The 25854-nt window shown below is 50.5% G+C and carries 23 protein-coding genes and 1 pseudogene; 13 read left to right on the top strand and 11 right to left on the bottom strand.

Annotated features, from left to right (window positions below; all coding sequences use genetic code 11):
- The 3 genes from QVF11_RS17295 to dgcJ form a co-directional block, all read right to left on the bottom strand.
- Entirely contained in the window at positions 1 to 1344 is a 1344-nt protein-coding gene (locus QVF11_RS17295; RefSeq protein ID WP_287858417.1) for a glycoside-pentoside-hexuronide (GPH):cation symporter, read from the bottom strand.
- 202 nt (positions 1345 to 1546) lie between these two features.
- Positions 1547 to 2047 carry a YbaK/prolyl-tRNA synthetase associated domain-containing protein gene (locus QVF11_RS17290; protein WP_112216621.1) on the bottom strand — a complete coding sequence of 167 codons (501 nt, stop codon included), beginning with the start codon at positions 2045 to 2047 and terminating at the stop codon, positions 1547 to 1549.
- A 33-nt stretch (positions 2048 to 2080) separates the two neighbouring features.
- Positions 2081 to 3577, bottom strand: a complete 1497-nt coding sequence (dgcJ, locus tag QVF11_RS17285; RefSeq protein WP_287858416.1) for a diguanylate cyclase DgcJ — start codon at positions 3575 to 3577, stop codon at positions 2081 to 2083.
- A gap of 345 nt (positions 3578 to 3922) precedes the next feature.
- Here dgcJ and QVF11_RS17280 point away from each other — a divergent pair, with 345 nt between their 5' ends.
- Positions 3923 to 5092, top strand: a complete 1170-nt coding sequence (locus QVF11_RS17280) for a glycosyltransferase family 9 protein (RefSeq protein WP_112216661.1) — start codon at positions 3923 to 3925, stop codon at positions 5090 to 5092.
- 51 nt (positions 5093 to 5143) lie between these two features.
- On the opposite strand, the gene QVF11_RS17275 is transcribed toward QVF11_RS17280, so the two are convergent.
- Entirely contained in the window at positions 5144 to 6427 is a 1284-nt protein-coding gene (locus tag QVF11_RS17275) for a YeaH/YhbH family protein (RefSeq protein WP_287858415.1), read from the bottom strand.
- Between the two features lie 327 nt (positions 6428 to 6754).
- Positions 6755 to 8689, bottom strand: coding sequence for a protein kinase YeaG (gene yeaG, locus QVF11_RS17270; protein ID WP_142514194.1), 1935 nt, complete (start codon positions 8687 to 8689; stop codon positions 6755 to 6757).
- A gap of 426 nt (positions 8690 to 9115) precedes the next feature.
- Here yeaG and QVF11_RS17265 point away from each other — a divergent pair, with 426 nt between their 5' ends.
- Complete coding sequence (locus QVF11_RS17265) at positions 9116 to 9862, top strand: MipA/OmpV family protein (RefSeq protein ID WP_110273588.1); 747 nt, start codon at positions 9116 to 9118, stop codon at positions 9860 to 9862.
- 93 nt (positions 9863 to 9955) lie between these two features.
- Positions 9956 to 10810: an aldo/keto reductase gene (locus QVF11_RS17260; protein ID WP_287858412.1), complete on the top strand. Its 855-nt coding sequence runs from the start codon at positions 9956 to 9958 to the stop codon at positions 10808 to 10810.
- Positions 10811 to 10894: 84 nt separating this feature from the next.
- Here the strand turns inward: QVF11_RS17260 and QVF11_RS17255 are convergent, their stop codons facing one another.
- Positions 10895 to 11779: a D-hexose-6-phosphate mutarotase gene (locus QVF11_RS17255; RefSeq protein WP_112217057.1), complete on the bottom strand. Its 885-nt coding sequence runs from the start codon at positions 11777 to 11779 to the stop codon at positions 10895 to 10897.
- 75 nt (positions 11780 to 11854) lie between these two features.
- Positions 11855 to 12850 carry a glyceraldehyde-3-phosphate dehydrogenase gene (gene gapA, locus QVF11_RS17250; protein WP_004860805.1) on the bottom strand — a complete coding sequence of 332 codons (996 nt, stop codon included), beginning with the start codon at positions 12848 to 12850 and terminating at the stop codon, positions 11855 to 11857.
- Between the two features lie 339 nt (positions 12851 to 13189).
- Here gapA and msrB point away from each other — a divergent pair, with 339 nt between their 5' ends.
- Complete coding sequence (msrB, locus tag QVF11_RS17245; RefSeq protein ID WP_112217056.1) at positions 13190 to 13603, top strand: peptide-methionine (R)-S-oxide reductase MsrB; 414 nt, start codon at positions 13190 to 13192, stop codon at positions 13601 to 13603.
- Between the two features lie 43 nt (positions 13604 to 13646).
- Complete coding sequence (locus QVF11_RS17240) at positions 13647 to 13922, top strand: YeaC family protein (RefSeq protein ID WP_112217063.1); 276 nt, start codon at positions 13647 to 13649, stop codon at positions 13920 to 13922.
- Between the two features lie 55 nt (positions 13923 to 13977).
- Here QVF11_RS17240 and yajD read toward each other — a convergent pair whose 3' ends face one another.
- Both yajD and chiD read right to left on the bottom strand, forming a co-directional pair.
- On the bottom strand, positions 13978 to 14322 hold the full coding sequence (gene yajD, locus QVF11_RS17235) for an HNH nuclease YajD (RefSeq protein WP_112217055.1): 345 nt from the start codon (positions 14320 to 14322) through the stop codon (positions 13978 to 13980).
- A 102-nt stretch (positions 14323 to 14424) separates the two neighbouring features.
- A complete protein-coding gene (gene chiD, locus QVF11_RS17230) occupies positions 14425 to 15678 on the bottom strand; it encodes a chitinase ChiD (RefSeq protein ID WP_287858404.1) in 1254 nt (417 codons plus the stop codon).
- A gap of 331 nt (positions 15679 to 16009) precedes the next feature.
- On the opposite strand from chiD, the gene QVF11_RS17225 reads away from it, so the two are divergent.
- The 8 genes from QVF11_RS17225 (at position 16010) to QVF11_RS17190 (ending at position 24751) form a co-directional block, all read left to right on the top strand.
- Positions 16010 to 17086: a zinc-binding dehydrogenase gene (locus QVF11_RS17225; RefSeq protein WP_112217053.1), complete on the top strand. Its 1077-nt coding sequence runs from the start codon at positions 16010 to 16012 to the stop codon at positions 17084 to 17086.
- 27 nt (positions 17087 to 17113) lie between these two features.
- Positions 17114 to 18493, top strand: coding sequence for an MFS transporter (locus QVF11_RS17220; RefSeq protein WP_287858403.1), 1380 nt, complete (start codon positions 17114 to 17116; stop codon positions 18491 to 18493).
- Between the two features lie 17 nt (positions 18494 to 18510).
- Positions 18511 to 19554, top strand: a complete 1044-nt coding sequence (locus QVF11_RS17215; protein ID WP_287858402.1) for an NAD(P)-dependent alcohol dehydrogenase — start codon at positions 18511 to 18513, stop codon at positions 19552 to 19554.
- 24 nt (positions 19555 to 19578) lie between these two features.
- Entirely contained in the window at positions 19579 to 20415 is an 837-nt protein-coding gene (locus QVF11_RS17210; RefSeq protein ID WP_112217050.1) for a ketose-bisphosphate aldolase, read from the top strand.
- Between the two features lie 4 nt (positions 20416 to 20419).
- Positions 20420 to 21367, top strand: a complete 948-nt coding sequence (locus QVF11_RS17205) for a carbohydrate kinase family protein (RefSeq protein ID WP_287858400.1) — start codon at positions 20420 to 20422, stop codon at positions 21365 to 21367.
- 9 nt (positions 21368 to 21376) lie between these two features.
- Complete coding sequence (ydjG, locus tag QVF11_RS17200) at positions 21377 to 22360, top strand: NADH-dependent methylglyoxal reductase (RefSeq protein ID WP_287858399.1); 984 nt, start codon at positions 21377 to 21379, stop codon at positions 22358 to 22360.
- Between the two features lie 136 nt (positions 22361 to 22496).
- Positions 22497 to 23255 carry a DeoR/GlpR family DNA-binding transcription regulator gene (locus tag QVF11_RS17195; RefSeq protein WP_287858398.1) on the top strand — a complete coding sequence of 253 codons (759 nt, stop codon included), beginning with the start codon at positions 22497 to 22499 and terminating at the stop codon, positions 23253 to 23255.
- Positions 23256 to 23392: 137 nt separating this feature from the next.
- The gene (locus QVF11_RS17190) at positions 23393 to 24751 is read left to right on the top strand and encodes an MFS transporter (RefSeq protein WP_287858397.1); all 1359 of its coding nucleotides are present in this window, start codon (positions 23393 to 23395) and stop codon (positions 24749 to 24751) included.
- Between the two features lie 145 nt (positions 24752 to 24896).
- On the opposite strand, the gene pncA is transcribed toward QVF11_RS17190, so the two are convergent.
- Both pncA and ansA read right to left on the bottom strand, forming a co-directional pair.
- The gene (gene pncA / locus QVF11_RS17185) at positions 24897 to 25538 is read right to left on the bottom strand and encodes a bifunctional nicotinamidase/pyrazinamidase (RefSeq protein ID WP_287858396.1); all 642 of its coding nucleotides are present in this window, start codon (positions 25536 to 25538) and stop codon (positions 24897 to 24899) included.
- 10 nt (positions 25539 to 25548) lie between these two features.
- A pseudogene (ansA, locus tag QVF11_RS17180) lies at positions 25549 to 25854 on the bottom strand (asparaginase); the annotation flags it as partial.

Raw genomic sequence — 25854 nt, 5'->3', positions numbered from 1 at the left:
TCATCCTTTCACAAGAGATTGCGTTTTAGCCAAATTGATTTCCTGCATGGTCTGGTCATCAAGCTTGTACCAGCGCAGCGTGGCGAAGGCCGCCAGCGAGAGTAGGCCGGGAACAATGGTAAACAGGGCGACGATGCAGTTCATTGCAAGTGATGTTTGTTCTGGCGCGTTGGCGACGTAGCCGCTAAAGCCCAAGGTCCAGCCGACGATAGCGCCGCTGAGGGCCATTCCCAACTTGAGGACCGCGAGGAAGGTGGAGAATATGACGCCATCCATACGTTTACCCTGTCTCCATTCACCGTAGTCGGCGACATCAGCCATCATTACCCACATCAGCGTGGTGGTGGCCTGATAAAGCGTGGAGATAATAAACGTCAGCGGGACCAGCACGAAAACGGATTTCGGTGCGAAGAATAGAGCGATGCTCAGCACCCCCGCCAGCACAGCGCAGTAGCCGAACATTTGAACTTTGTTGAAATTACGGGTCAGTCGTTTGGCCAGCAAGCTACCTGCGGCCTTGCCAAGAATATGCGCGCCTAGCATCCACATAAAGTAGCTGGCGCTGCCGAGGTAGTAGGTGACGAAGTACATCATCGCCCCGAGACGGATTACGCCAAAGCCAATGTTGGTCATCACCAGCACCGCGACGACTCGCCATTGATCGTTGCGCAGGAGATCGCGCAGTTCAGACAGATAATTGTTATGGGTAGCGGGCGCTTTAATACGTTCACGGGTGTTGGCAAAACAGATCCAGAACATAATCACCGCTGCGCTGGCCATAATCGCCATCGCCCAGCGATAGCCCGCCAGTTTATCCGCGCCGCCGAGGTACTCCGCCAGCGGCATCATGAAAAACGTCGACATCGCGCCGCCGAGCGTGGCAAGGAAGAAGCGCCAGGATTGCAGGGAGATACGTTCGTCATTATCGGGGGTGATCACCGCCCCCATCGAGCAGTAGGGAATATTGATGGCGGTATACATCAGCATCATGAAGGTGTAGCTGACGCTGGCGAAAATCATTTTGCCGGTCATATCCAGAGATTGCGGTACGGCGTAAGTCAGGAGGCAGCTCAGGCCAAATGGCAGGGCTAACCACAGCATCCACGGGCGGAATTTCCCCCAGCGCGAGCGAGTGCGGTCAGCCATATAGCCCATTGCCGGGTCGATGATGGCATCGGCGGTACGGGCGAGCAGAAACATCGTGCCGACAAAGGCTGCCGGGAGGCCCACCACGTCGGTATAGTAAAACGTCAGAAAAATAATCACGTTATCCAGGCCGATATGGCTGGCCATATCTCCAAGGCCATAGCTGATTTTTTCTTTACGGGTAACTTTAGTCGTCATTGATGTCACCTGGTGTCGTTAAGGTACGGTTTCAGTAATCACGAGCTATAGTGTGGTTGAAGCTGGAGGGTTAACAATTGCGGGATTTGGTATCAGAATTACGTAAAGTGCTTTTCGTGATACCGGTAACAAAGAATGCAAAATAAAATGCAACGCTATCGGAAATAACTCAGATAACGTTGCAGTAGAAGCGAGGGAGGGGTCAGACCTCGCGGCGAAAGACCACCAGCTCGGGTTGGGCGATACGTAAATAATCAGCGGTGTTGAGGATAATCGATTTGTCGAGCTGCCCGGCGTTGAAGGCGATTTCCGGGAAACGCTCAAATAGCAGCGGGTCGGCGACCAGACGCAGCGATGGGTGGAAACTGAAAGGTGGAATCGCGCCAAACACACAGGCGGTGAGGGTATCGACCTCTACGGGGCTGGCCAGTGAGGCTTTGCTGCCACCGATATGTTCGGCCAGGCGCGCTAAATCGGCCTGTTGATCGGCGGCAAGAATCGCCAGTACGTGTTGATTCACCCCATGACCTTTGACTTTACATACCAGCGCTTTTGCACCCTGACCCAGGGCCGTACCGCGGATCTCAGAAACCGCTTCACATTTCCCGACAGCTTCATGCTCAACAACCCGGTAACGAGCATCGGATCGGTTAAGCAACTCGAGCAACTGCTGGTGGGTGCTCTGTATTACAGGCGCATTCATGTCAGTCTATCCTTGCGGGTTAAAGTATCCATTTTAACCTTCTCGTGCCGGAAGTGGATGTTTTTTCTGTTTTTTATTTTCGTACAGCCGGGCATCGGCGATGTTCATCACGTCCACCAGGTTATTTCCCGGCGCCATGCTGCAGGCTCCCCAAGAGAAATTAACGCGTTTATTGATATCAACCGTCGTCAAGTGTTGGCGGATGCGCTCGGGAATATCCTGAGCATCTTCATTGGCGTAATCGATCAGAATCAGGAAGAACTCGTCTCCGCCCAGGCGAATACCGTAATCGCTTTTACGTATGGACGACGATATGGCCTGTGCGAGCATAACAATAGCCCGGTCGCCTTCGTTATGCCCCCAGGTATCATTAATGTATTTCAGTCGGTCGCAGTCGAGCGCCATGAACACGATGTTCACGCCCTGTTCCGTTAGCTTTTGCAGGCGGGACTCAAGGATCGGGGAGAGGATTTTACGGTTGAAAAGACCGGTTAATGAATCGCTGATGTTTTCTTTGAAAACATCGGTATACAAACGGAAGTGCATCTGTACAAGATGCAGTAGTACGCCGGTAGATATCAGGTAAAACAGGAACAGCTTCCAGGAGCTAAGCAGGAAATACATCACGTCCAGCGACAGCGCGATCTGCATATTTTCTGCAACCTGATTGTTGTAGTGTGCATAGCCGAAAATATGCGTTTGGCTGCGATGAACGATGATTTCGGTTGTTGAATCCGAGTCCGTTAAGGTGACGTCCAGATAGCGCCAGACTAAGGGACGGTCGGCGGTATAGAGGAGTTTCCCGAGATCTTTGCGGGTAACATCAACCATGACGACCCCTTTAAGTCGCTCCTGATGATAGACCGGCGTTAAAAAAGATAAAATATTCTGTCCGGTCAAGGCGTCAGCGTAGATGCTGGAAATCAGCGTGCGTCCACGCAGTAAATTGTTAAAACTGGTTTGGGTTATGCCTAGTTTACTGTCATGAAGAAAATTCCAGTTATCTACCGGGCTACTGTTTATCTCAAGCGGCGAATAAAAATATGCATATTTATTTTTTAAATCAATGTAATAACGAAAGCGTTGGTCTGATTTGGCAGTGCCCGTTCTCAGCGCAGAGATGGGCCTGTTCTGGATAATCGCTGCGTCAAATGCCTGTAGTGCAGGGAGGTCATTAACCCACGGCTGACATGAAGATTGAGTGGTGCTGAGCGTACCGTGAAGCAGAGGAAACGAGCGTCCGGCAATATTTAGTCCACTGACTTCTCCGTTGGTTTGTACGCCGTCGCAAGCTTGTTTTGCTATTTCCACAGAGGGAGACGTATCCAGTTTGCGCGAGAACTGGGAGATAATAAGCTGATTCTGATATTTATCGTACAAAAATGCGGCTTCGCCTTTTTCGACGATATATCGCATATATTCCGACATGTCCCGATGGCTGGCGACTAATTCATACACCAGAAATGAAGAGGTCAGAACAATCACGCCCGCAGAAATAAAATGGCGGAGTAATTTATTCTTTAATTTCATGATGATAGTTCCGCCAAAGTCATTGCGCTGATTTTACCATGTCCAGACTGGGTATGTCATTCAAACGTCTTACCTCCGGTGCGCAAATATTGACCGATGATGGGGGGGTAAGTAGTTGCTTAAGTATAAGGCAGCTATGCAAATTGGGTTACTCGATGATATCCAGGCTAATTCCACAATTTACTCATTTTATCTTCAATCAGTTATGCTGGAATGACAAAAAGTATTACTATTCTTCCTGCGCCATAGACATAAGAATTTTTTTTATCAAGCGAACTTTTCTTATTTTTATTAGTCCTTAGCAAGATCAGGAGAAGTACTGTTGATAGTGGTTACGAGGTTATGATGATGGAAAACACAGCGGTGCAGGTATCCCCCAGAAAGTTCAAAAAAATAAGAGAGCTGAACAGGCGCCGTAATTACTTTGTAAAGAAAGTACGCAATGTCTTGCGGGTTCATATCGCCAAAGCATTTTGGGATAATCGCAAACGCCATGATGTCGACTTGTCATCGGCTAAAACGGTCCTGATGATGCGTAATGAAGGGGCGATAGGCGATGTGATTGTGGATTCGGCGCTGGTTAAATGCCTCCATGAGTCGGGGATGACCGTTGATTTCCTGCTGACAAAGTCAAACAGTCAGGTTATGCGGCACAACCCGTACATCCGTCGCATCTATGAAGCTGAAAATGTCGATTCCGCGGATTACCTGCGTAAATTCAAACACAATGTTCCTCAATCTGTAATTAATGAGCTTGCGAATAATAAGTACGATATTATTATTGATCCCTCGCTGTTTGATATCCCAGTACACAGAATGTTGCTGCTACGACAAATAAAAGCTAAGTCAGTGCTGGGGTTTAATAAGTGGGCGTCGATTAACCACTACACCAAGTCCTTTGATTTTGACTGCGAAAACTGGCACGTCAGCAAGACATTTGCACTTATTGCCGATCACCTGAAGCTGGATAAAAAGCATCTGGAGTCCTATGACCTGCATATTCCGCAGGATATCTATCAGCAAGTTCGCGAGTATCTGGCTGGTTTGGATGGGCGTAAGGTGGTGATTAATATTTTTGCCGGGCATCAGGACCGCAGTTTGTCGCAGGAACAACTCGCGTTAATCATTGAAAAATTACGCTCAGATTATCCTGATATAAACATTGTCTTGCTCGATCATCGCAATGAGATCCGTATTCCTTTGCCCGAAAAGGTAAGGGTGAATCCGTTTAAAACGCTGCACCATACTATGGCGCTGATTGCACAAGCTGATTTGGTTATCTCACCGGATACTTCCGTTGTGCATATGGCGGCGGCATGGAAAAAACCGCTGATCGCCATCTATAAAGATGTGCGCATGAACAATCGGCTTTGGGCTCCGGGTTATGACAACGCGCGGCAGATCATTGTCCAGTGCGGTAAGGTACATCAGAAGCAAAACCTCGCCAGCCTGATTATGGCTGAGATTGATTCTGACCTGCTGCCACTGACGCCGGAGTGTGAACAGGTTGGCTAAGTGAGGGTGGAAACAGCCAGCAACAACGCGTCGCTGGCTGTTTTGGATAGACTAACCGTCGGATTTTGACGTCTGCTTGTGGAACAGTTCGCGGAACACCGGATAGATATCTTCAGGATCGCGAATATGCTGCATGGCAAAGTTTTCGAACGTTGACTGCAGGTGCTCATATTCGCGCCACAGCGTCTGATGCGCGCGTCGGGTTATCTCGATATAGCTGTAGTAACGCACTACAGGTAGAATTTTCTTCGCCAGCAATTCGTGACATAACGGCGAGTCATCAGCCCAGTTATCACCATCCGATGCTTGTGCGGCGTAGATATTCCACTGCCCCGGGTCGTAACGCTCCTTGACCACTTCATCCATCAATTTCAGGGCGCTGGAGACAATCGTGCCGCCGGTTTCCTGCGAATAAAAGAATTCGTGTTCATCGACCTCTTTAGCTTGCGTATGGTGGCGTATATAAACGACATCCACGTTTTTGTAGGTCCGGCTGAGAAACAGATACAGCAGGATGTAAAAACGCTTGGCCATATCCTTGGTTGCCTGATCCATCGATCCGGAGACGTCCATCAGGCAGAACATCACCGCCTGGCTTGAAGGCTCTGGTCGCTTTTCATAGTTCTTGTAGCGCAGGTCAAAAGTGTCGATAAACGGTACGCGGTCGATTTTCGCCCGCAGCTCCGCAATCTCTTTACGCAGGCGTTCCTCTTCCAGCAGCTGTGCCGGTTCGCTTTTGCTGATGATATCCAGATCTTCTTCCAGCGCGTGCAGTTGCCGACGCTTACCCGCTGTCATTGCAGTACGCCGCGCCAGCGAGTTTTGCAGCGAGCGAACGACGCTGATATTGGCCGGAACCCCGTTGGCGGTATAACCTGCACGGTGGCTCTTAAACTCCGTCAGTTGCCGTTGCTGATTTTTTTTCAGGTTTGGCAGGGCCAGATCTTCAAATAACAGATCCAGATATTCATCTTTCGAAATCTGAAAGACGAATTCATCTTGTCCTTCGCCGTCGGCGCTGGCTTGTCCCTGACCGCTGCTACCACCGCCACCGCCGCCCTGTGGGCGTTCTATGCGGTCGTTTTGTACAAAGTGATCGTTACCCGGGTGCACGCGATTGCGCAGCCCGCCGCGACCCTGATGAAACATCGGCTCGTTAATATCGTCCGTTGGGATGGAGACGGACTCTCCGCTCTGAATATCAGTCACCGAGCGCTTATTGATGGCCTCGGAGATCGACTGTTTTATCTGCGCTTTATAACGGCGCAGAAAGCGCTGCCTGTTGACTGCGCTTTTGTTTTTCCCGTTCAGGCGTCGGTCTATGAACCAGGTCATATGCCCTCCTGTACTGCATTTGCCAACGATACCCGTCATACTTCAAGTTGCATGTGCGTTGGCTGCACTCGCTCACACCGGTCACTTACTTTAGTAAGCTCCCGGTGATTCACTCCCTTGCCGCGTGATTCGGCCTCCGGCCTCACCCCTTCGGGGCCAACGCAAGCGCTGTTCAAAACGCTTAATCGTTTTGTCCTGAAACTTGAATTATTTAGGGTAATGCCCTTAATTATTCGGGCTTCAGTACTATCTTTTCCTGCAACCCGAGTTAACGGAGTCCGCGCAGTTATTATTAGCCCGGCAGTTATCGCCTGCCGAGCTGGTCTATCAGGATGATTTACGGACCCGCAGATACCATTCGCACAGCAGACGAACTTGCTTGCGGGTATAACCTTTCTCCATCATGCGGTCGACAAAATCATCGTGTTTCTTCTGCTCATCAGTTGACGTTTTCGCGTTGAAGGAAATGACCGGCAACAGCTCTTCGGTATTGGAGAACATTTTCTTCTCAATAACCGTGCGCAATTTTTCGTAGCTGGTCCAGTTTGGATTACGCCCGCTGTTATGTGCTCTGGCGCGCAGCACAAAGTTGACTATCTCGTTACGGAAGTCTTTCGGATTACTGATCCCGGCCGGTTTCTCGATTTTTTCCAGTTCCGCATTCAGCGACTCGCGGTCAAACAACTGACCGGTATCCGGGTCGCGATACTCCTGATCCTGAATCCAGAAGTCGGCGTAGGTGACATAACGGTCAAAAATGTTCTGCCCATACTCAGAATAGGATTCAAGGTAGGCAGTCTGGATCTCTTTACCGATAAACTCAGCATATTTCGGGATCAAATAGCCTTTGAGGAACTCCAGGTAACGCTCGGATTGCTCCTGCGGGAACTGTTCGCGCTCGATTTGCTGTTCCAGGACGTAGAACAGATGTACCGGGTTAGCAGCGACCTCCGCGTGGTCGAAGTTGAATACCCTCGAAAGGATCTTAAAGGCAAAGCGGGTGGACAGGCCGTTCATCCCTTCGTCGACACCGGCATAATCGCGATACTCCTGGTAGGATTTCGCTTTCGGATCGGTATCTTTCAGGCTCTCGCCATCATAAACGCGCATTTTTGAGTAAATGCTCGAGTTTTCCGGCTCTTTCAGGCGCGACAGAATTGAGAAGCGCGATAGCGTTTCCAGGGTGCCTGGGGCGCAAGGCGCATGGGTCAGTTCACTGTTGTTAAGCAGTTTTTCGTAGATACGGATCTCTTCCGAGATGCGCAAGCAATAAGGTACCTTGACGATATACACACGGTCGAGGAAAGCCTCATTGTTTTTGTTATTACGGAAGGTAACCCATTCCGATTCGTTGGAGTGGGCAAGGATAATCCCGTTGAACGGCAGGGCTGAAATCCCTTCGGTGCCGTTATAGTTTCCTTCCTGAGTGGCGGTCAGCAGCGGATGTAGCACCTTAATTGGCGCTTTGAACATCTCCACAAACTCCATCAACCCTTGGTTGGCACGGCACAGGGCGCCGGAATAGCCGTAGGCATCCGGGTCATTCTGCGCGTAGTGTTCCAGCTTACGGATGTCCACTTTACCCACCAGCGCGGAGATATCCTGGTTGTTCTCGTCACCCGGCTCGGTTTTGGCGATGGCAATCTGTTCCAGTATAGATGGCCAGACTTTTACCACGCGGAATTTAGTGATATCGCCGCCGAAATCATGCAGACGTTTGGCCGCCCATGGCGACATGATAGTCCCCAGATAGCGGGTAGGCACGCCGTACTCTTTCTCAAGAATCTGCGCATCTTCCTGCGGATTAAAAAGGCACAGCGGGTGATCATTAACCGGGCTGCGCTCCCCGTTGGCGCTCAGAACGTAAATCGGGACGCGCTGCATTAAGGACTTCAGGCGTTCGGCAAGCGATGATTTGCCGCCGCCCACGGGTCCCAGCAGATACAGAATTTGTTTCTTCTCTTCCAGCCCCTGAGCGGCGTGTTTTAAGTAAGAAACAATCTGCTCGATGGCATCTTCCATACCGTAAAACTCTTCAAACGCCGGATAGCGTGCGACAACCCGGTTTGAAAAGAGACGGGATAGCCTGGGTTCCAGGGCCGTATCGACCATGACCGGCTCACCGATGGCCATCAGCAATCTTTCTGCTGCGTTAGCATAAGCACTGCGATCTTGCCGACAGATGGTAAGAAACTCCTGCAGTGTGAACTCTTCGTCCTTGGCAGCTTCATAACGCTGGCGATAGTGATCGAATATATTCATGGCATGCCGTCCTTTCGTATTTAGCACAGGTTGAGAGCCGTTCATATGAATAGTGGGAGCTCCCGGAAGAGGTAAGCCGCACAACGTTCACTGATTCTCCAGCAACCCTTATGCCAGGTTGGCGAAGTCTCTGGATAACGTGCCCCGCAATTACTTCTTCTAAATTAAAGCGTAGATGCATTTGGAAAACTTGCATGGCACAGAAAATCAATTTCAATGACATATCAATAACTCATCAAGAAAAACGACGGCTTTACTCACGTCTTGTCAACGGGAGTCATCACGCTGTCATTTTGTTGTCAGCCTGCAGTCATCTGAAGATGAGAAATTAGTTAGTTTAGTGTAATGACAGGTAAAGAATTTGAGGCATGACGTTTACAACGTTAAACTGCCTGCGCTGATTATTTGACAACAGGAATATGGATCGTGACTAAAATCAAACTTCTGGCACTTGGTGTGTTGATTGCGACTTCAGCATCCGTCGTACACGCTGAAGGGAAGTTCACTTTGGGTGCGGGTGTGGGTGTCGTCGAACATCCTTACAAGCAGTACGATGCTGATGTTTACCCGGTGCCCGTTATTAATTATGAGAGCGATAACTTTTGGTTTCGCGGTTTAGGTGGTGGTTACTACCTGTGGAATGACACCAACGATAAGCTCTCCGTGACCGCATACTGGTCGCCGATGTATTTTAAACCGGGCGATAGCGACAGCCAGCAAATGCGTCGCCTGGATAAGCGTAAATCCACGGTGATGGCAGGGCTTTCGTACGTTCACAATACGCAGTACGGTTTCCTGCGCACTACGCTTGCAGGCGACACGCTGGATAACAGCAACGGTATTGTGTGGGATCTGGCCTGGCTGTATCGCTATACCAACGGTAACCTGACGCTTACACCGGGTATTGGTGTGGAGTGGAACAGCGATAACCAGAATGAGTACTACTATGGTGTTTCGAAGCATGAGTCGAATCGCAGCGGCATGCGCAGCTACGATCCGGACAGCAGTTGGAACCCGTACCTGGAGCTGTCGGCAAACTATCGTTTCCTCGGCGACTGGAGCGTATACGGTGTTGCCCGCTATACGCGTCTGTCCGATGAAATCACCGATAGCCCAATGGTGGACAAATCCTGGAGCGGTGTGATTTCTACCGGGATCACTTACTCCTTCTGATTGTGCTTCTTTACAAGGCAATTCGTGCATCAAAACAGGGCGTAATGCCCTGTTTTGCATTACGGTGGTGCAATCAAATAACAGGAGGTATCAATGGCAGAAAGGACAATCAGTTTTGGTGGGCATCCGGCGGTTCCTGTCATCGGGCAGGGAACCTGGTATATGGGCGAAAACCAGGCGCTGCACGCTCAGGAGGTTGCTGCACTACGTGCGGGCATTGATCTAGGGCTGACGGTTATCGACACGGCGGAAATGTATGCTGATGGCGGTGCGGAAGAGGTGGTGAGTGAAGCCATTCGCGGGCAGCGCGAACGTGTGGTGCTGGTCTCCAAAGTCTATCCGTGGAATGCTGGTGGACGCAAAATAGCCAGCGCCTGCGAAGCCAGCCTGTGCCGCCTGAATACCGACTATCTCGATCTGTATCTGCTGCATTGGCGTGGTGATTACTCATTGCAGGAGACGATTGAGGGTATGGAAGCGCTGGTTGCGCAGGGTAAAATTCGCCGTTGGGGTGTGTCGAATCTCGATTACGATGATATGCAGCAGCTCTGGCAGGCGGACGGTGGCGATCAATGCGCGACCAATCAGGTGCTCTATCACCTGGCTTCCCGCGGTATTGAGTATGACCTGCTGCCGTGGTGTCAGCAGCAGCGATTGCCGGTGATGGCATATTGTCCGCTGGCTCAGGCTGGACGCCTGCGTAATGGACTTTTAAATCATACCGTTGTGAAAAATATCGCTGAAGCCCGAGGCGTCACCGCCGCACAAGTGCTGCTGGCGTGGGTGGTTAGCCATCAGGGCGTGCTGGCTATTCCGAAAGCCGCAAGCATTGAGCACGTAGAGCAAAATGCTGCGGCGCTGGAAATTGTGCTCAGTGCTGAGGAGCTGGCGCTTCTGGATAAAGCCTATCCGGCACCGGGAAGAAAAACGCCGCTGGATATGGTTTAAAACTCAGCGGGGCTTAAGTATCGTAGGCCGGGTAAGGCATGAGCCGCCGCCCGGCACAATGACGAACACAATCAGTTCTGGCTTTTAGCGTTTTACTACGCGAATGGTTTGCGCCAGGCGCGAAGGTTTCTCTTCGCTGGCCTTCTGTGGCTCGATCGCGCAGCAGCTTTCTACACAAACGAAGGTTTTATAACCATCGTCAGGCATATCGCCCATGCTGACAGAAAGTGCCGGTCCTGGGTTCCAGCCTACCACGTTGCTGTTATGGTGATGGATAACGTCGATGTTGCGGTTCAACGCGTCGTCATGAATCACGCTGCAGGCATCCGCATTCAGATAAACGCGGTCGGTACGGTCAGGAAAAGTCTGTACGCCGTCGCTTAATACACCCTCTTCGGCATTATTGACTTTATCAACGTAACGATCGCCAAGGCCGCTCACTTTCACCGCGGCGATATCACCAACGTTGAAGTAGGTGTGCAGGGCGGAAGTGGTTTCAAATTCGCCGTGTGCTTCCAGCTCAATCTCACAGGTTTTACCCAGTTTGAAACGGGCTAGTAGCGTGAACTCGTGCGGCCAGTACTGGCGAGTCGCATCGCTGCTTTGCAGTTCAAAGGTCAGCACCGCGCCGTTGTCGTCTTCTTTATGTGCTTTCAGCGTCCACGGCAGATTACGGGCGAAGCCGTGTGATGGCAGACCCTGCTGAGCCGCAGGACCAAACCATGGCCAGCAAATCGGCACGCCGCCGCGCAGGGCAACGCCTTTTTTGAACGGTGTGTTACCGCTGAGCCACAGAACTTCCTCTTCACCTGCGGGTTTCCAGGAGAGCAGGTGAGCGCCCTGAAAAGCAACAGAAGCTTTAACCTGTGGATGGTCAACAACGATTAACTCCAGGTCATCAAGCTGGCGGCGGGAGAGGACAGGGGTAAGTTGTTCGATAACCGGGAGAGCAAAAATTTTATTAATCATTACGCAATCCTTTAATGCTCAGATAAAAAAAAGAGCGACCGAAGTCGCTCTTACAGATTACTTTTTCATCTCAACTTATTTGGAGATGTGAGCAATCAGGTCCAGAACTTTGTTGGAGTAACCCGTTTCGTTGTCGTACCAGGAAACCAGTTTCACAAAGTTGTCGTTCAGAGCGATACCTGCTTTAGCATCGAATACTGAAGTGCAAACTTCGCCGTTGAAATCGGTAGATACAACGTCGTCTTCGGTGTAGCCCAGAACGCCTTTCATTGCGCCTTCGGAAGCAGCTTTGATTGCTTTCTTAATTTCTTCGTAAGAAGCAGCTTTTTCCAGACGAACGGTCAGGTCAACAACAGATACGTTAGGAGTCGGAACGCGGAACGCCATACCGGTCAGTTTGCCATTCAGTTCTGGCAGTACTTTACCTACAGCTTTAGCAGCACCGGTAGAGGACGGGATGATGTTTTGAGCTGCGCCACGACCGCCACGCCAGTCTTTGTGAGACGGGCCATCAACGGTTTTCTGAGTTGCGGTGGTCGCGTGAACGGTAGTCATCAGACCTTCGATGATACCGAAGTTGTCGTTGATAACTTTAGCCAGCGGAGCCAGGCAGTTGGTGGTGCAGGATGCGTTAGAAACGATGTCCTGGCCTTCGTATTTGTCAAAGTTAGCGCCTTTAACAAACATCGGAGTGTTGTCTTTGGACGGGCCAGTCAGAACGACTTTTTTCGCGCCAGCAGTGATGTGTTTACGAGCAGTCTCGTCAGTCAGGAACAGACCAGTTGCTTCAGCAACTACGTCAACGCCTGCTTCGTTCCACTTCAGGTTAGCCGGATCACGCTCAGCGGTAACACGGATTTTTTTACCGTTAACGATCAGATGACCGTCTTTCACTTCAACGGTACCGTTGAAACGGCCGTGAGTGGAGTCATACTTCAGCATGTATGCCATGTAGTCAGCGTCTAACAGGTCGTTGATTGCAACGATCTCGATGTCAGAACGTTCCTGAGCAGCACGGAAAACAATGCGACCGATACGGCCAAAACCGTTGATACCTACTTTGATAGTCATATATTCCACCAGCTATTTGTTAGTGAATAAAAGGTTGCCTGTAAAATTACAAAAACCTTACGCAGCGTCAAGCGGAATCGTGTCAATCATTGCGACAAATCAATCCTCAGCATACCTTTGCGCGATTGATTTACCCCACTTTCCCTTTGAGCCCAATTCCATATGGGGGCTGCGCCCGGAATTTTAAAGGGCATTAAAGATAAAAATGTGATCTTAATCACAATTGCGTAGCTGCCTCTTGGCATCGCCTAAGTTTAGAACAAAAGTTCACGCTTCATTGTTAATATTTTGTTAGAATTGACGCGAAAAGTTGTCCTTTACACAGCGAGAAGCAAGCCAATGTCGAATAAACCCTCCTCGGACGAGCTCAAAAAAGATTTGAGCGAGATGCAGTTTTACGTGACGCAGAATCACGGTACTGAACCGCCGTTCACCGGGCGGCTACTCCACAACAAACGCGATGGCGTCTATCACTGCCTGGTGTGCGATGCAGCGCTGTTTAACTCGCAAACCAAGTATGATTCGGGCTGTGGTTGGCCGAGTTTTTATGAGCCAGTCAGCGAGGAAGCGATCCGTTATCTAACGGACTACTCCCACGGTATGCAGCGCACTGAAATTCGCTGCGGAAAATGCGATGCTCATCTTGGACATGTGTTCCCGGACGGTCCGCAACCCACCGGCGAGCGTTTTTGTGTTAATTCGGCGTCTTTAAGCTTCACCAATGATGAAAATGGTGAGCAAATTAAAGGTTGAAAAACCGATTCAGCAAATTATTCCAAAGCGGGGCTGGCGGAAGATGGAAATTGAACAAATTATCGATAGCATGACGCCGGAAGTTTATCAGCGTCTGGCGACGGCGGTGGAGCTGGGGAAATGGCCGGATGGCGTAGCATTGACTGCGGAACAGAAAGAGAACAGCCTGCAGCTAGTTATGCTCTGGCAGGCCCGACACAACGTTGAGGCGCAGCATATGACCATCGACACCAATGGACAGATGGTGATGAAGAGCAAACAGCAGCTGAAAGTTGACTTCGGCATCACGCCGCAACCTATTGCGACGTTTAAATCCTGATAGCTCTGGCCCGGCTGTTGAACGCCGGGCGCTGAAGCGTAATGAGCGCCTGGTGTTACTTCTTATTCATCATTGCTTTCAGATCGGCAAATGGGTTGTATTTTGCTTCGCCGATGTCTTTCTGAGCATCTTCGCCCGCCACCACCGTGGAGCCATACTGATCGGCTTCAGTGTATTTGGAATGTTCATGGTCGTGGCAATACAGGCACAGCATCTCCCAGTTGCTACCATCTTCCGGGTTATTGGAGTGATCGTGGTCGATATGATGCACCGTCAACTCACGCAGGTTTGAATAGACAAACTCGCGGGAGCAGCGTCCGCAGACCCAGGGGAAGATTTTCAGCGCCTTTTCGCGATAACCAACTTCAAGACGGGCGTAGTTTTTGGGGATAAAAGCCATAAGACCCCATGCCTCCTGTAGAAAATAAAAAACTGCGCCAATGTCTGGCGCAGCGGATGGTGCTAATCATAACCTATTGTGCCTGGCATGGCACAGAGTCGATCAGTGCTTGATCCCTAACGTCTCTGCCAGCTGTTTCGCTAACTGGTTTTGATCGTCCGCGCCGTACTCCCAGAACATCGCGCCTCCCAGGCCCTTGCTCTTGATGTACTCCGCTTTGATAGCCACCGAGCGTGGGTTCTCGTAGGAGAGGGCAAATAGCGCTTTACCGTCAGCCGACTGCACCGACAACCACGGCACCTTCGCTTCATCATCCCAGTGCTGAGTAAAACGCTTCTGCGGATCGTTGATTAGCTTCGCCACAATGTCGTTGTATTTCACATAGGTATCTTTGGTCAGATCAAAGCCTAACGACTTGAACAGCTCAACTTGCTGTGCTTCGAAATAAGGCTGCGTCGCCGGATTTTTCTGTGCATCAGGTTTGCTCCAGTCGATGCCCGGCTCGACGGCGCGTTTAGGTACCCGGCCATAGAAACCAATTCCCAGGTTCATCTGGCTCGGTTTTAAACCAGCGGTAATGTAGTTATTGACCACAAAATCCGCGCTGTACTTATCCGCTTCTGCGACTGTCGGCCACTGGGTTGAATTGTACAGATTGGAATTGAAGTATTGAGTTCCATAGGCCATGTCGTAGGTCATCAGATTGATATAGTCGAGCGAGGGGGCAATCGCTTTCACATCCACCCAGCTTTTCGGGCTCTCCGCGTTTGCGCCCACGGCAATGGTGACCAGCTTGTTATGCCCAAAGGTCGCCCGTAGCTCTTTCAGCAGGGCAGTAAAGTTATCCCGATCGGCCGGTTGACTGGCGACCAGTCCCCATGCACCGTTGACCGGGTACTCCCAATCAAGATCAATCCCATCCAGACCATACTTTTCAACAATCTCCTGTGCCGACTGAATAAATACCTCACGGGTTTCTTTGGTTGCCGCCGCGCCAGAGAATCCGCGAGCTCCCCAGCCGCCAACGGAAAGCAGAACTTTCAGATTCGGATTCTGTTTACGCAATGTGGGAATTTTCTGCAAATCAGCCTGCACTTTCGGTGATAGCCAGATTTGATACAGCTTGCTGGTGTCTTTCAGAGCGTCGTTGGTTTCGTCTTTTTCGTCGTTATAGACCAGACCAAATGAGTAGTTGAGATGGGTAATCTGGCGCACGTCCAGTTTATCGATATCGCCGCCAGGACCGGCAGTGACGTCACCACCGCCGTTAAAGTAGCCGACGGACATCAGGGAGTTAGCGGAAACAACGCTCGCGCAGAGCAGGGGTAATGCTGCCAACAAAGGCAAAAGTTTCATATCGAATCCTCTTTGACTTAAAAAGTAACATTGCAAAACAAACACGCCACGGAAATGGCGTGGCGAAAAAACAACCTTCGCAGGCTAGCATCATCCACAGTACAAAACTGCGAAGGTGTTCACGGCTGTACGGATAAGCGCAGCGGCACGCCTGTCGATTTTTCTTTCTTCCAATCCTCCACCTTCATGTAACACCCATTTCGCGGTATTTGTGATCTGAGTTGTGAAATGCAGATCATTATCTGTGTTTTAAAGATTTAGTGTTGACCTTGAAGATGTTGTGGTTAAGTATTGGTGCCACTGATGCAAACTAAACACAAAGGAAGACGCAATGAAAGCACTGGCAAGATTTGGCAAGGCCTTTGGCGGCTATAAGATGATTGAGGTTCCGGAACCGGTATGCGGGCCGGATGACGTGGTGATTGAAATCAAAGCGGCGGCCATCTGCGGCGCGGACATGAAGCATTACAATGTCGACAGCGGTTCCGACCAGTTCAACTCCGTTCGTGGCCATGAATTTGCGGGCAACATTGTGCGGGTCGGGGAAAAGGTCAAGGACTGGAAAGTTGGCCAGCGGGTGGTTTCTGACAACAGCGGACACGTCTGCGGCGTTTGCCCGGCCTGCGAACAAGGCGATTTTCTGTGTTGTACAGAAAAAGTGAACTTAGGTCTCGACAACAACACTTGGGGCGGAGGGTTCTCGAAATATTGTCTGGTGCCGGGGGAAATCCTCAAAATTCACCGTCACGCGCTGTGGGAAATTCCGCAGGGCGTTGATTATGAAGAAGCGGCGGTGCTGGATCCTATCTGTAACGCCTACAAATCTATCGCTCAGCAATCTAAATTCCTTCCCGGCCAGGATGTTGTGGTTTTCGGCACCGGCCCATTAGGGCTCTTTTCCGTGCAAATGGCACGTATCATGGGGGCCGTAAATATCGTCATGGTCGGGCTGGAAGAGGATGTTGCCGTACGCTTTCCGATCGCCAAAGAGCTGGGGGCGACAGCGGTTGTCAACGGTTCCACCGAAGATGTGGTCGCGCGCTGCCAGGAAATCTGCGGTAAAGACAATCTGGGGCTGGTCATCGAATGCTCCGGCGCCAATATCGCCCTTAAACAATCGATCGAAATGCTGCGCCCGAATGGTGAAGTGGTTCGCGTGGGCATGGGCTTTAAACCTCTTGATTTCTCCATCAACGATATCACTGCATGGAATAAAAGCATTATCGGGCATATGGCCTACGACTCCACGTCGTGGCGCAACGCCATCCGCCTGCTGGCCAGCGGCGCGATCAAAGTTAAACCGATGATTACTCACCGTATCGGCTTGTCGCAATGGCGCGAAGGGTTTGACGCCATGGTCGATAAAACCGCGATTAAGGTCATTATGACCTACGACTTTGATGAATAACCCCATTTATTAAAGGAAGGTTCCCGGATGGAACAAATAGCAAAACCGCACTGCGGCGCGAGGCTGGACAGGCTGCCTGACTGCCGCTGGCATTCGTCGATGTTTGCCATGGTCGCCTTTGGATTACTGGTCTGCTGGAGTAATGCCGTCGGCGGGTTAATTCTCGCGCAGTTAAAAGAACTTGGCTGGACCGATAATTCCACCACCGCTACGTTTTCCGCCATTACCACGGCGGGAATGTTTCTCGGCGCGCTTGCCGGGGGAATTATCGGGGATAAAACCGGGCGCAAAAAAGCCTTTATTCTGTATGAAGCGATTCATATTATTGCCATGGTTGTGGGGGCGTTTTCGCCAAATATGACCTTCCTGATTGCCTGCCGTTTTGTGATGGGAGTGGGATTAGGTGCGCTGCTGGTAACCTTATTTGCCGGGTTCACCGAATATATGCCTGGCAGAAATCGTGGTACCTGGTCCAGTAGGGTCTCGTTTATCGGTAACTGGTCTTATCCGCTGTGCTCGCTGATTGCGATGGGACTGACGCCGTTAATCAGTGCTGAATGGAACTGGCGCGTGCAACTGCGGATCCCGGCGGTGCTGTCGCTGATTGCCACCGCCATTGCCTGGCGCTGGTTCCCCGAGTCGCCTCGCTGGCTGGAGTCTCGTGGACGTTACGCGGAAGCCGAAAAAGTGATGCGGGCAATAGAAGAGGGCGTGGTTCAGCAGACCGGTAAGCCACTACCGCCAGTGGTGATAGAGGATGACGGCAAGGCACCGCGCTCTGTTCCGTATTCGGCTTTATTAACCGGCGTATTACTCAAGCGCGTTATTTTAGGTTCCTTTGTTCTGATTGCCATGAACGTCGTGCAGTACACTTTAATTAACTGGCTGCCGACGATATTTATGACCCAGGGTATTAACCTGAAAGATTCCATTGTGTTAAATACCATGAGTATGTTCGGTGCACCGTTTGGAATATTTATCGCCATGCTGGTGATGGATAAAATCCCCAGAAAGACCATGGGGGTGGGCTTATTAGTTTTAATCGCCGTGCTGGGATATATCTACTCGCTACAAACCAGCATGTTGCTGATTACGTTAATTGGCTTCTTCCTGATTACCTTTGTGTATATGTACGTTTGCTACGCCTCGGCGGTGTATGTACCGGAAATATGGCCAACCGAAGCGAAACTGCGTGGCTCCGGACTGGCAAATGCGGTGGGGCGTATCAGCGGTATCGCTGCGCCTTACGCGGTTGCAGTATTGCTTAATAGTTACGGCGTGACGGGGGTGTTTGTACTGCTCGGGGCGGTCTCCATTATTGTCGCCATTGCCATTGCTACTATCGGAATTGAAACCAAAGGCGTCTCTGTCGAAAGTCTCGGTATTGATGCAGCCACCAGCAAATAATATTGATGGGAAAGAAAATGCAAAATTCAAAAGCGATATTAAAAACGCCCGGCACGATGAAGATTATCATCGCCGATATGCCGGTACCGAAAGAGCATGAAGTGCTGATTAAAATTGAATACGTCGGTATTTGCGGCTCAGATGTTCATGGTTTCGAATCGGGTCCTTTTATTCCGCCAAAAGACCCCAACCAGGAAATTGGCCTCGGACATGAATGTGCCGGTACCGTGGTGGCGGTAGGAAATCGCGTCAGTAAATTTAAACCGGGCGACCGGGTGAACATTGAACCCGGCGTGCCGTGCGGCCACTGTCGTTATTGTCTGGAAGGTAAATACAACATCTGCCCGGATGTCGATTTTATGGCTACCCAGCCAAATTATCGCGGCGCACTAACCCACTATCTGTGCCATCCGGAGAGCTTCACTTACAAGCTGCCCGATAACATGGACACCATGGAAGGCGCGCTGGTAGAGCCTGCGGCGGTAGGGATGCATGCTGCGATGCTGGCGGATGTTAAACCGGGCAAGAAAATCGTCATTCTGGGGGCCGGCTGTATCGGCTTAATGACCCTACAAGCCTGTAAGTGCATGGGCGCAACCGACATCGCTGTGGTTGATGTCCTGGAAAAACGCCTCGCAATAGCCGAACAGCTTGGTGCAACGACCGTCATCAACGGAGCAAAAGAGGACACTGTTGCCCGCTGCCAGCAATTCTCTGGTGATATGGGGGCCGACATTGTTTTTGAAACCGCCGGTTCAGCCATCACCGTTAAGCAGGCCCCTTATCTGGTGATGCGCGGCGGCAAAATCATGATTGTCGGTACGGTGCCCGGTGACTCGGCGATTAATTTCCTCAAAATTAACCGTGAAGTCTCGATTCAAACCGTTTTCCGCTACGCCAACCGCTACCCGGTCACCATTGAGGCTATCTCCTCCGGTTGTTTCGATGTCAAGTCGATGGTGACCCATATTTACGATTATGAAGATGTTCAGCGCGCGTTTGATGAATCCGTTAATAACAAACGCGACATTATTAAAGGCGTTATTAAAGTTAATCATTAATTAATTGGAAAGGGAGAAATAACCATGCTAGCAGATATTAAATATTGGGAAAATGATGCCCAGAATAAACATTATGCGATTGCCCACTTTAATGTGTGGAATGCGGAAATGTTAATGGGGGTGATTGATGCGGCGGAAGAGTCGAAATCGCCGGTAATTATCTCGTTCGGTACCGGGTTTGTCGGCAATACCTCGTTTGAAGATTTTTCGCATATGATGGTTTCTATGGCGAAAAAGGCCTCGGTACCGGTAATTACCCACTGGGATCACGGACGCAGTATGGAGATCATCCATAACGCCTGGGCCCACGGCATGAACTCGCTGATGCGTGATGCTTCCGCTTTTGATTTCGAAGAAAATATTCGTCTGACCAAAGAGGCGGTCGATTTCTTCCACCCGCTGGGTATTCCGGTCGAAGCAGAACTGGGCCATGTGGGGAATGAAACGGTCTACGAAGAGGCGCTGGCCGGTTATCACTACACTGACCCAAGCCAGGCGGCTGAATTTGTCGAGCGTACCGGGTGTGATTCTCTGGCGGTAGCGATTGGTAACCAGCACGGCGTCTACACCTCCGAACCGAAACTGAACTTTGACGTGGTTAAACGCGTGCGCGAGGCGGTATCCGTTCCGCTGGTGCTGCATGGTGCCTCCGGCATTAGCGATGCGGATATTAAGAAAGCCATCTCATTAGGTATTTCGAAAATCAATATCCATACTGAATTGTGTCAGGCCGCGATGGTTGCAGTGCAGGAGAATCAGGATCAGCCGTTCCTGCACGTCGAGCGTGAAGTACGTAAAGCCGTAAAAGAGCGCGCGCTGGAGAAAATCAAATTATTTGGTTCAGACGGTAAAGCGGAATGACAATATGGATAAGATCGAGGTTATTTGTATAGGGGCGGCTATTGTTGATATTCCCTTGCAGCCGGTGAGTAAAAATATCTTTGATGTAGATTCTTATCCGTTAGAACGTATTGCTATGACCACCGGGGGAGATGCGATTAATGAAGCGACGATTATTTCTCGTCTCGGTCATCGTACCGCGTTAATAAGCCGGGTAGGTGATGATGCTGCGGGGCATTTTATTATTAACCACTGCCGTCGGGAGAATATTGATATTCAGAGCCTGAAACAGGATGCGGATATTGATACTTCCATTAACGTGGGTTTAGTCACAGCCGATGGTGAACGCACCTTTGTCACCAACCGCAACGGCAGCCTGTGGAAACTGAATATTAACGATGTTGATTTTGACCGTTTCTCGCAGGCAAAGCTGCTGTCGCTGGCAAGCATCTTTAATAGTCCCTTGCTGAACGGCAAAGCGTTAACGGCTATTTTCACTCAGGCGAAAGCGCATAAGCTCATTATCTGCGCCGATATGATTAAACCGCGGCTGAATGAAACGCTGGACGACATCCGTGAAGCGCTGAGCTATGTGGATTATCTGTTTCCCAATTTTGAAGAGGCAAAACTGCTCACCGGGAAAGAGACGCTGGATGAAATAGCCGACAGTTTCCTGAGTTGCGGTGTGAAAACGGTAGTCATTAAGACCGGTAAGAGGGGCTGCTTTATCAAGCGTGCTGATATGAAAATGGAGGTCCCTGCGGTGTCGGGAATTACCGCCATCGACACCATCGGCGCGGGAGATAATTTCGCCTCGGGGTTTATCTCCGCGCTGCTTGAAGGCAAACCGCTTCGCGACTGCGCGCTGTTTGCCAACGCGACGGCGGCGATATCGGTACTCAGCGTGGGTGCCACGACGGGCGTGAAAAATAGAAAGCTGGTTGAACAACTTCTCGACGAATATGAAGGGTAATAGCGGCAGATGAAAATGATTCCATTAGGCAGTACGGATATTACGCTCTCCCGCATGGGGCTGGGCACCTGGGCCATCGGCGGCGGTCCGGCATGGAATGGCGATCTTGATTTGCAGGTTTGTATCGACACCATTCTTGAAGCGCACCGTTGCGGCATTAATCTGATTGATACCGCGCCGGGCTACAACTTCGGTAACAGCGAAGTCATTGTTGGTCAGGCGCTGAAAAAGCTGCCCCGCAGCGAGATCGTGGTTGAAACCAAATGCGGCATTGTCTGGGAGCGGGAAGGTAGCTTGTTTAACAAAGTGGGCGACCGCCAGCTGTATAAAAACCTTACGCCTGAGTCGATTCGCGAAGAGGTAGACGCCAGCCTGCAACGACTCGGTATCAACAGCATTGATATTTATATGACCCACTGGCAGTCGGTAGAGCCTTGCTTTACACCTATTGCGGAAACCATGGATACGCTTAACGCGCTCAAGAAAGAGGGGAAAATCCGCTCTATTGGCGCGGCGAATGTCGATGCCGGGCATATCAAGGAGTATCTCAAGCACGGCGAGCTGGATATCATTCAGGCCAAGTACAGCATCCTTGATCGGGCGCTGGAAGCTGAACTGCTGCCGCTTTGCCAGCAGAATGGCATCATCGTGCAGGTCTACTCACCGCTTGAACAGGGGCTGTTGACCGGAACCATCACGCGGGATTATGTCCCTGGCGGTGCGCGGGCCAACAAAGTTTGGTTCCAGCGAGAAAATATGCTGCTCGTGATTGAGATGCTCGAACGCTGGCAGCCGCTGTGTGATAAATATCGCTGCTCGATCCCGGCGCTGGCGCTGGCGTGGATTTTAAAGCAGAGTGATTTAATCACCCTGTTAAGCGGGGCGACGGCACCTGAGCAAGTACGTGAAAACGTCGAAGCCCTGACGATCTCGTTAACTGATGATGATTCATTATTGATGAGGCGAATGGCAGAGGCGTTGGATACGAAATAAGAGTGATGTTACTAACCTCTGTTTCTGTGTAAAAGAGTATTAAAATCTGTGATTCAGACATGTTCTTTTGAAAATAAACATAGCCTGTGAGATACTAAGGTCTTATTATTACTTTGCAGGAAACAGAGGTGTTATCGTGGCGGCAAAAGACAGAATTCAGGCCATTAAGCAAATGGTGGCTAATGATAAGAAAGTGGCGGTCTCTAATTTAAGCTCAATTTTTCAGGTGACTGAGGAAACCATTCGCCGCGATCTGGAAAAGCTCGAAGATGAAGGTTTTTTGACCCGAACGTATGGCGGGGCGGTATTAAATACCACTGCGCTGTCCGACAATATTCATTTTTATAAGCGCGCAAAGTCTTTCTTTGAAGAGAAACAGATTATTGCGCACAATGCATTACCGTTTATTAAAAATAAAACCACTATGGCTGCTGATTCCAGCAGTACCGCCATGGAGTTATTAAAACTGCTCAAGGAAAGAAGCGACCTCACGTTATTAACCAACTCGGCGGAAGCGTTTCATGAACTGGCGCAGTCGGAAATTAAAGTGGTTTCTACCGGCGGTGAGCTGAATAAGAACACGCTATCGTTACAGGGGCGGATCACCAAAGAGATTATCAGTCGCTATCATGTTGATATCATGGTGATGAGTTGCAAAGGCCTGGACATGCAGAGCGGGGCGCTTGACTCCAATGAAGCGGAGGCGGAAATCAAGAAAACGATGATCCGTCAGGCGACAGAAGTAGCCCTGTTAGTTGATCACTCTAAGTTCGATCGTAAAGCCTTTGTCCAGTTAGTCGATTTTAGTCATATTAATTACCTTATAACCAATAAGGCGCCAGGTGCGGAATGGATAGCATTTTGTAAAGAAAATAATATTCAACTCGTTTATTAACTTTAATGCTGTTCGTATCAATATTATTTAGTTTGCACCTGGCAATGCCAAAAAATTAATGATGATGGATGGCGCGGCAAGTTTTACTCTGCCGCGATCGCCATACTTTATATTTTAGCTGAATTTGAGGCATCCAGATGGAACATTGTGACCCTATCGGCGCAAGATTAGATCGTTTACCCTTATCTCGATTTCATTTTCGTATTTTCGGCATTATTAGTTTCAGTTTATTAGTCACCGGTTTTCTTAGCTATTCCGGGAACGTGGTGCTGGCAAAATTAGTCAGCAACGGCTGGTCAAATAATTATCTTAATGCCGCATTTACCTCGGCGCTGATGTTCGGCTATTTTATCGGCTCGCTGACCGGCGGTTTTATTGGCGATTATCTTGGACGGCGCAAAGCGTTTCGCATGAACTTGCTGATTGTTGGGATCTCCGCAAGCGCGGCCTCCTTTGTTCCTAACATGTACTGGCTCATCTTTTTCCGCTGCTTAATGGGGACCGGGATGGGGGCGCTAATCATGGTTGGTTACGCCTCATTTACCGAATTTATTCCGCCTACCGTTCGCGGCAAATGGTCCGCACGACTGTCGTTTGTTGGTAACTGGTCGCCAATGCTATCAGCGGCAATTGGCGTCGTGGTTATTGCTTTTTTAAGCTGGCGGATGATGTTCTTGCTCGGCGGAGTGGCAATGCTGCTGGCCTGGTATCTGTCCGGTAAGTATTTTATTGAATCTCCTCGCTGGCTGGCGGGAAAGGGGCAGCGAAGCGCCGCGGAAAAACACCTCCTGGAAGTGGAAGCGCAAATCGAGAAAGAGAAGAATATTGTCTTGCCAGCTTTCCAGAATAGCGAACTGAAGGCGGACGGGTACCCGGAAAGCGGTTCCTTCTGGCTATTGTTTAAAGGGCAGATGCTGCAACGTACCCTGGTGGCGATTACCGTGCTGATCGCGATGAACATTTCGCTCTATACCATTACGGTGTGGATCCCAACGATTTTTGTTAATTCGGGGATCGATGTGACGAAATCTATTTTTATGACCGCGATTATTATGATTGGCGCGCCGGTGGGGATTTTTATTGCGGCATTGGTTATAGACCGTTTTCCGCGGCGACTGTTTGGCTCATCGCTGCTGATTATTATTGCGCTGCTCGGTTATTTCTATTCAATACAAACCGAGGAGTGGGCCATTTTGAGCTATGGCCTGGTGATGATCTTTTTCCTCTACATGTACGTTTGTTTTGCTTCGGCGGTTTACGTGCCTGAACTGTGGCCGACGCATCTTCGGCTACGTGGCTCGGGCTTTGTGAACGCCGTAGGGAGAATTGTTGCGGTGTTTACGCCCTATGGTGTGGCCGTGTTGCTGACTCGCTATGGTTCAATCACCGTTTTTATTGTTCTCGGCGTGATGCTAGTGCTCTGCGCACTAATTCTGTTTTGCTTTGGTATCGAAACGCGCAAAGTTTCGCTGGAGGAGATTTCGAGCCTTGGATGATGCTTTGCTGGTGTCCCGGAGGCGATGCTGCGCATCTGTCTGGGCTACCAAACCGCGCGGACTGGTAGTCCGGGCAAGGCCCTTTGCGCCGCGCCCGGGAGAAAGATCGCACGGTGTCAATATTGAGGTCTGACGCCGACAGATTTTACGCCTGAGTTTCTTCCCAGTCTGCCAGCGTATACAGCGTCGCGCCCGCCGCCGACATTTCCATAAACGCGTGTGCGCTGTCCTGTGGCTGAATATTTACCCCGCGACAGCCGTCGGTAATCACGTTGACGGAATAGCCCAGATTCAGCGCATCAAGCACGGTAAACTTCACGCAGTAGTCGGTCGCCAGGCCAAGTACGGTTAGCTCGTCAATCCCGCGCTCGCGTAACCATGCGTCAAGCTGCGTTTTCTGCCGATGACCGTTATCAAAAAAGGCGCTATAGCTATCAATAACCGGGTTTTCGCCTTTATGGAACACGGCAGCAATATCCTGCTGTTTAAGCAGCGGATGCAGCGCCGCGCCTTCGCTATTCTGGATGCAGTGATCCGGCCAGAAGGTTTGCGCCAGGCCATCAAGTTCGCCCAGGGTATAGGGTTCAACCTGATGCTGGCTGGCAAAGCTGCCATGATTCGCTGGGTGCCAGTCCTGACTGGCGACCACCGTTTCACCTCTCGCCAGACTCCATTCAATAAGCCGATTGGCGATGTCCACCGTACTATCGCCCTGCGGGACGGCAAGCGCACCGCCGGCGCAAAAATCGTTCTGTAAATCGACCAGTAACAGCGCGCGCTGGGTCATGTGCATCTCCTTACTCATCGGGGGTCAGTTCGCCACGCAGGTTTTCCTGCATCGCGCTACGGATAGCCGCAACGTCCAGATTCTGGCTCAGCAAATAGTGTAGCTTGGTCAGCGTGGCTTCAACGGTCATATCGAAACCGCTAATCACGCCTGCTTGCGCAAGGGCATTACCGGTGGCATAACCGCCCATATTCACTTTGCCGGACATACACTGGGTCAAATTAATCACCACGATGCCGCGCTGGCTGGCTTCGGTCAGCACCTGGATAAACTCGCCGTTTTGCGGAGCGTTACCTACACCATACGAGCGCAGAAT

This window comes from Klebsiella sp. (genome assembly GCF_027492335.1).
GTDB lineage: Bacteria > Pseudomonadota > Gammaproteobacteria > Enterobacterales > Enterobacteriaceae > Klebsiella > Klebsiella huaxiensis.
The sequence above is the reverse complement of the archived record's forward strand: the minus strand, read 5'-3'. Positions and strand labels throughout refer to the sequence as shown.

Excerpts from the sequence above, each read along its gene's own strand:
- QVF11_RS17295 (WP_287858417.1), bottom strand. The coding sequence starts at position 1,344 with ATGACGACTAAAGTTACCCGTAAAGAAAAAATCAGCTATGGCCTTGGA.
- QVF11_RS17290 (WP_112216621.1), bottom strand. The coding sequence starts at position 2,047 with ATGAATGCGCCTGTAATACAGAGCACCCACCAGCAGTTGCTCGAGTTG.
- dgcJ (WP_287858416.1), bottom strand. The coding sequence starts at position 3,577 with ATGAAATTAAAGAATAAATTACTCCGCCATTTTATTTCTGCGGGCGTG.
- QVF11_RS17280 (WP_112216661.1), top strand. The coding sequence starts at position 3,923 with ATGATGGAAAACACAGCGGTGCAGGTATCCCCCAGAAAGTTCAAAAAA.
- QVF11_RS17275 (WP_287858415.1), bottom strand. The coding sequence starts at position 6,427 with ATGACCTGGTTCATAGACCGACGCCTGAACGGGAAAAACAAAAGCGCA.
- yeaG (WP_142514194.1), bottom strand. The coding sequence starts at position 8,689 with ATGAATATATTCGATCACTATCGCCAGCGTTATGAAGCTGCCAAGGAC.
- QVF11_RS17260 (WP_287858412.1), top strand. The coding sequence starts at position 9,956 with ATGGCAGAAAGGACAATCAGTTTTGGTGGGCATCCGGCGGTTCCTGTC.
- QVF11_RS17255 (WP_112217057.1), bottom strand. The coding sequence starts at position 11,779 with ATGATTAATAAAATTTTTGCTCTCCCGGTTATCGAACAACTTACCCCT.
- gapA (WP_004860805.1), bottom strand. The coding sequence starts at position 12,850 with ATGACTATCAAAGTAGGTATCAACGGTTTTGGCCGTATCGGTCGCATT.
- msrB (WP_112217056.1), top strand. The coding sequence starts at position 13,190 with ATGTCGAATAAACCCTCCTCGGACGAGCTCAAAAAAGATTTGAGCGAG.
- QVF11_RS17240 (WP_112217063.1), top strand. The coding sequence starts at position 13,647 with ATGGAAATTGAACAAATTATCGATAGCATGACGCCGGAAGTTTATCAG.
- yajD (WP_112217055.1), bottom strand. The coding sequence starts at position 14,322 with ATGGCTTTTATCCCCAAAAACTACGCCCGTCTTGAAGTTGGTTATCGC.
- chiD (WP_287858404.1), bottom strand. The coding sequence starts at position 15,678 with ATGAAACTTTTGCCTTTGTTGGCAGCATTACCCCTGCTCTGCGCGAGC.
- QVF11_RS17225 (WP_112217053.1), top strand. The coding sequence starts at position 16,010 with ATGAAAGCACTGGCAAGATTTGGCAAGGCCTTTGGCGGCTATAAGATG.
- QVF11_RS17220 (WP_287858403.1), top strand. The coding sequence starts at position 17,114 with ATGGAACAAATAGCAAAACCGCACTGCGGCGCGAGGCTGGACAGGCTG.
- QVF11_RS17215 (WP_287858402.1), top strand. The coding sequence starts at position 18,511 with ATGCAAAATTCAAAAGCGATATTAAAAACGCCCGGCACGATGAAGATT.
- QVF11_RS17210 (WP_112217050.1), top strand. The coding sequence starts at position 19,579 with ATGCTAGCAGATATTAAATATTGGGAAAATGATGCCCAGAATAAACAT.
- QVF11_RS17205 (WP_287858400.1), top strand. The coding sequence starts at position 20,420 with ATGGATAAGATCGAGGTTATTTGTATAGGGGCGGCTATTGTTGATATT.
- ydjG (WP_287858399.1), top strand. The coding sequence starts at position 21,377 with ATGAAAATGATTCCATTAGGCAGTACGGATATTACGCTCTCCCGCATG.
- QVF11_RS17190 (WP_287858397.1), top strand. The coding sequence starts at position 23,393 with ATGGAACATTGTGACCCTATCGGCGCAAGATTAGATCGTTTACCCTTA.
- pncA (WP_287858396.1), bottom strand. The coding sequence starts at position 25,538 with ATGACCCAGCGCGCGCTGTTACTGGTCGATTTACAGAACGATTTTTGC.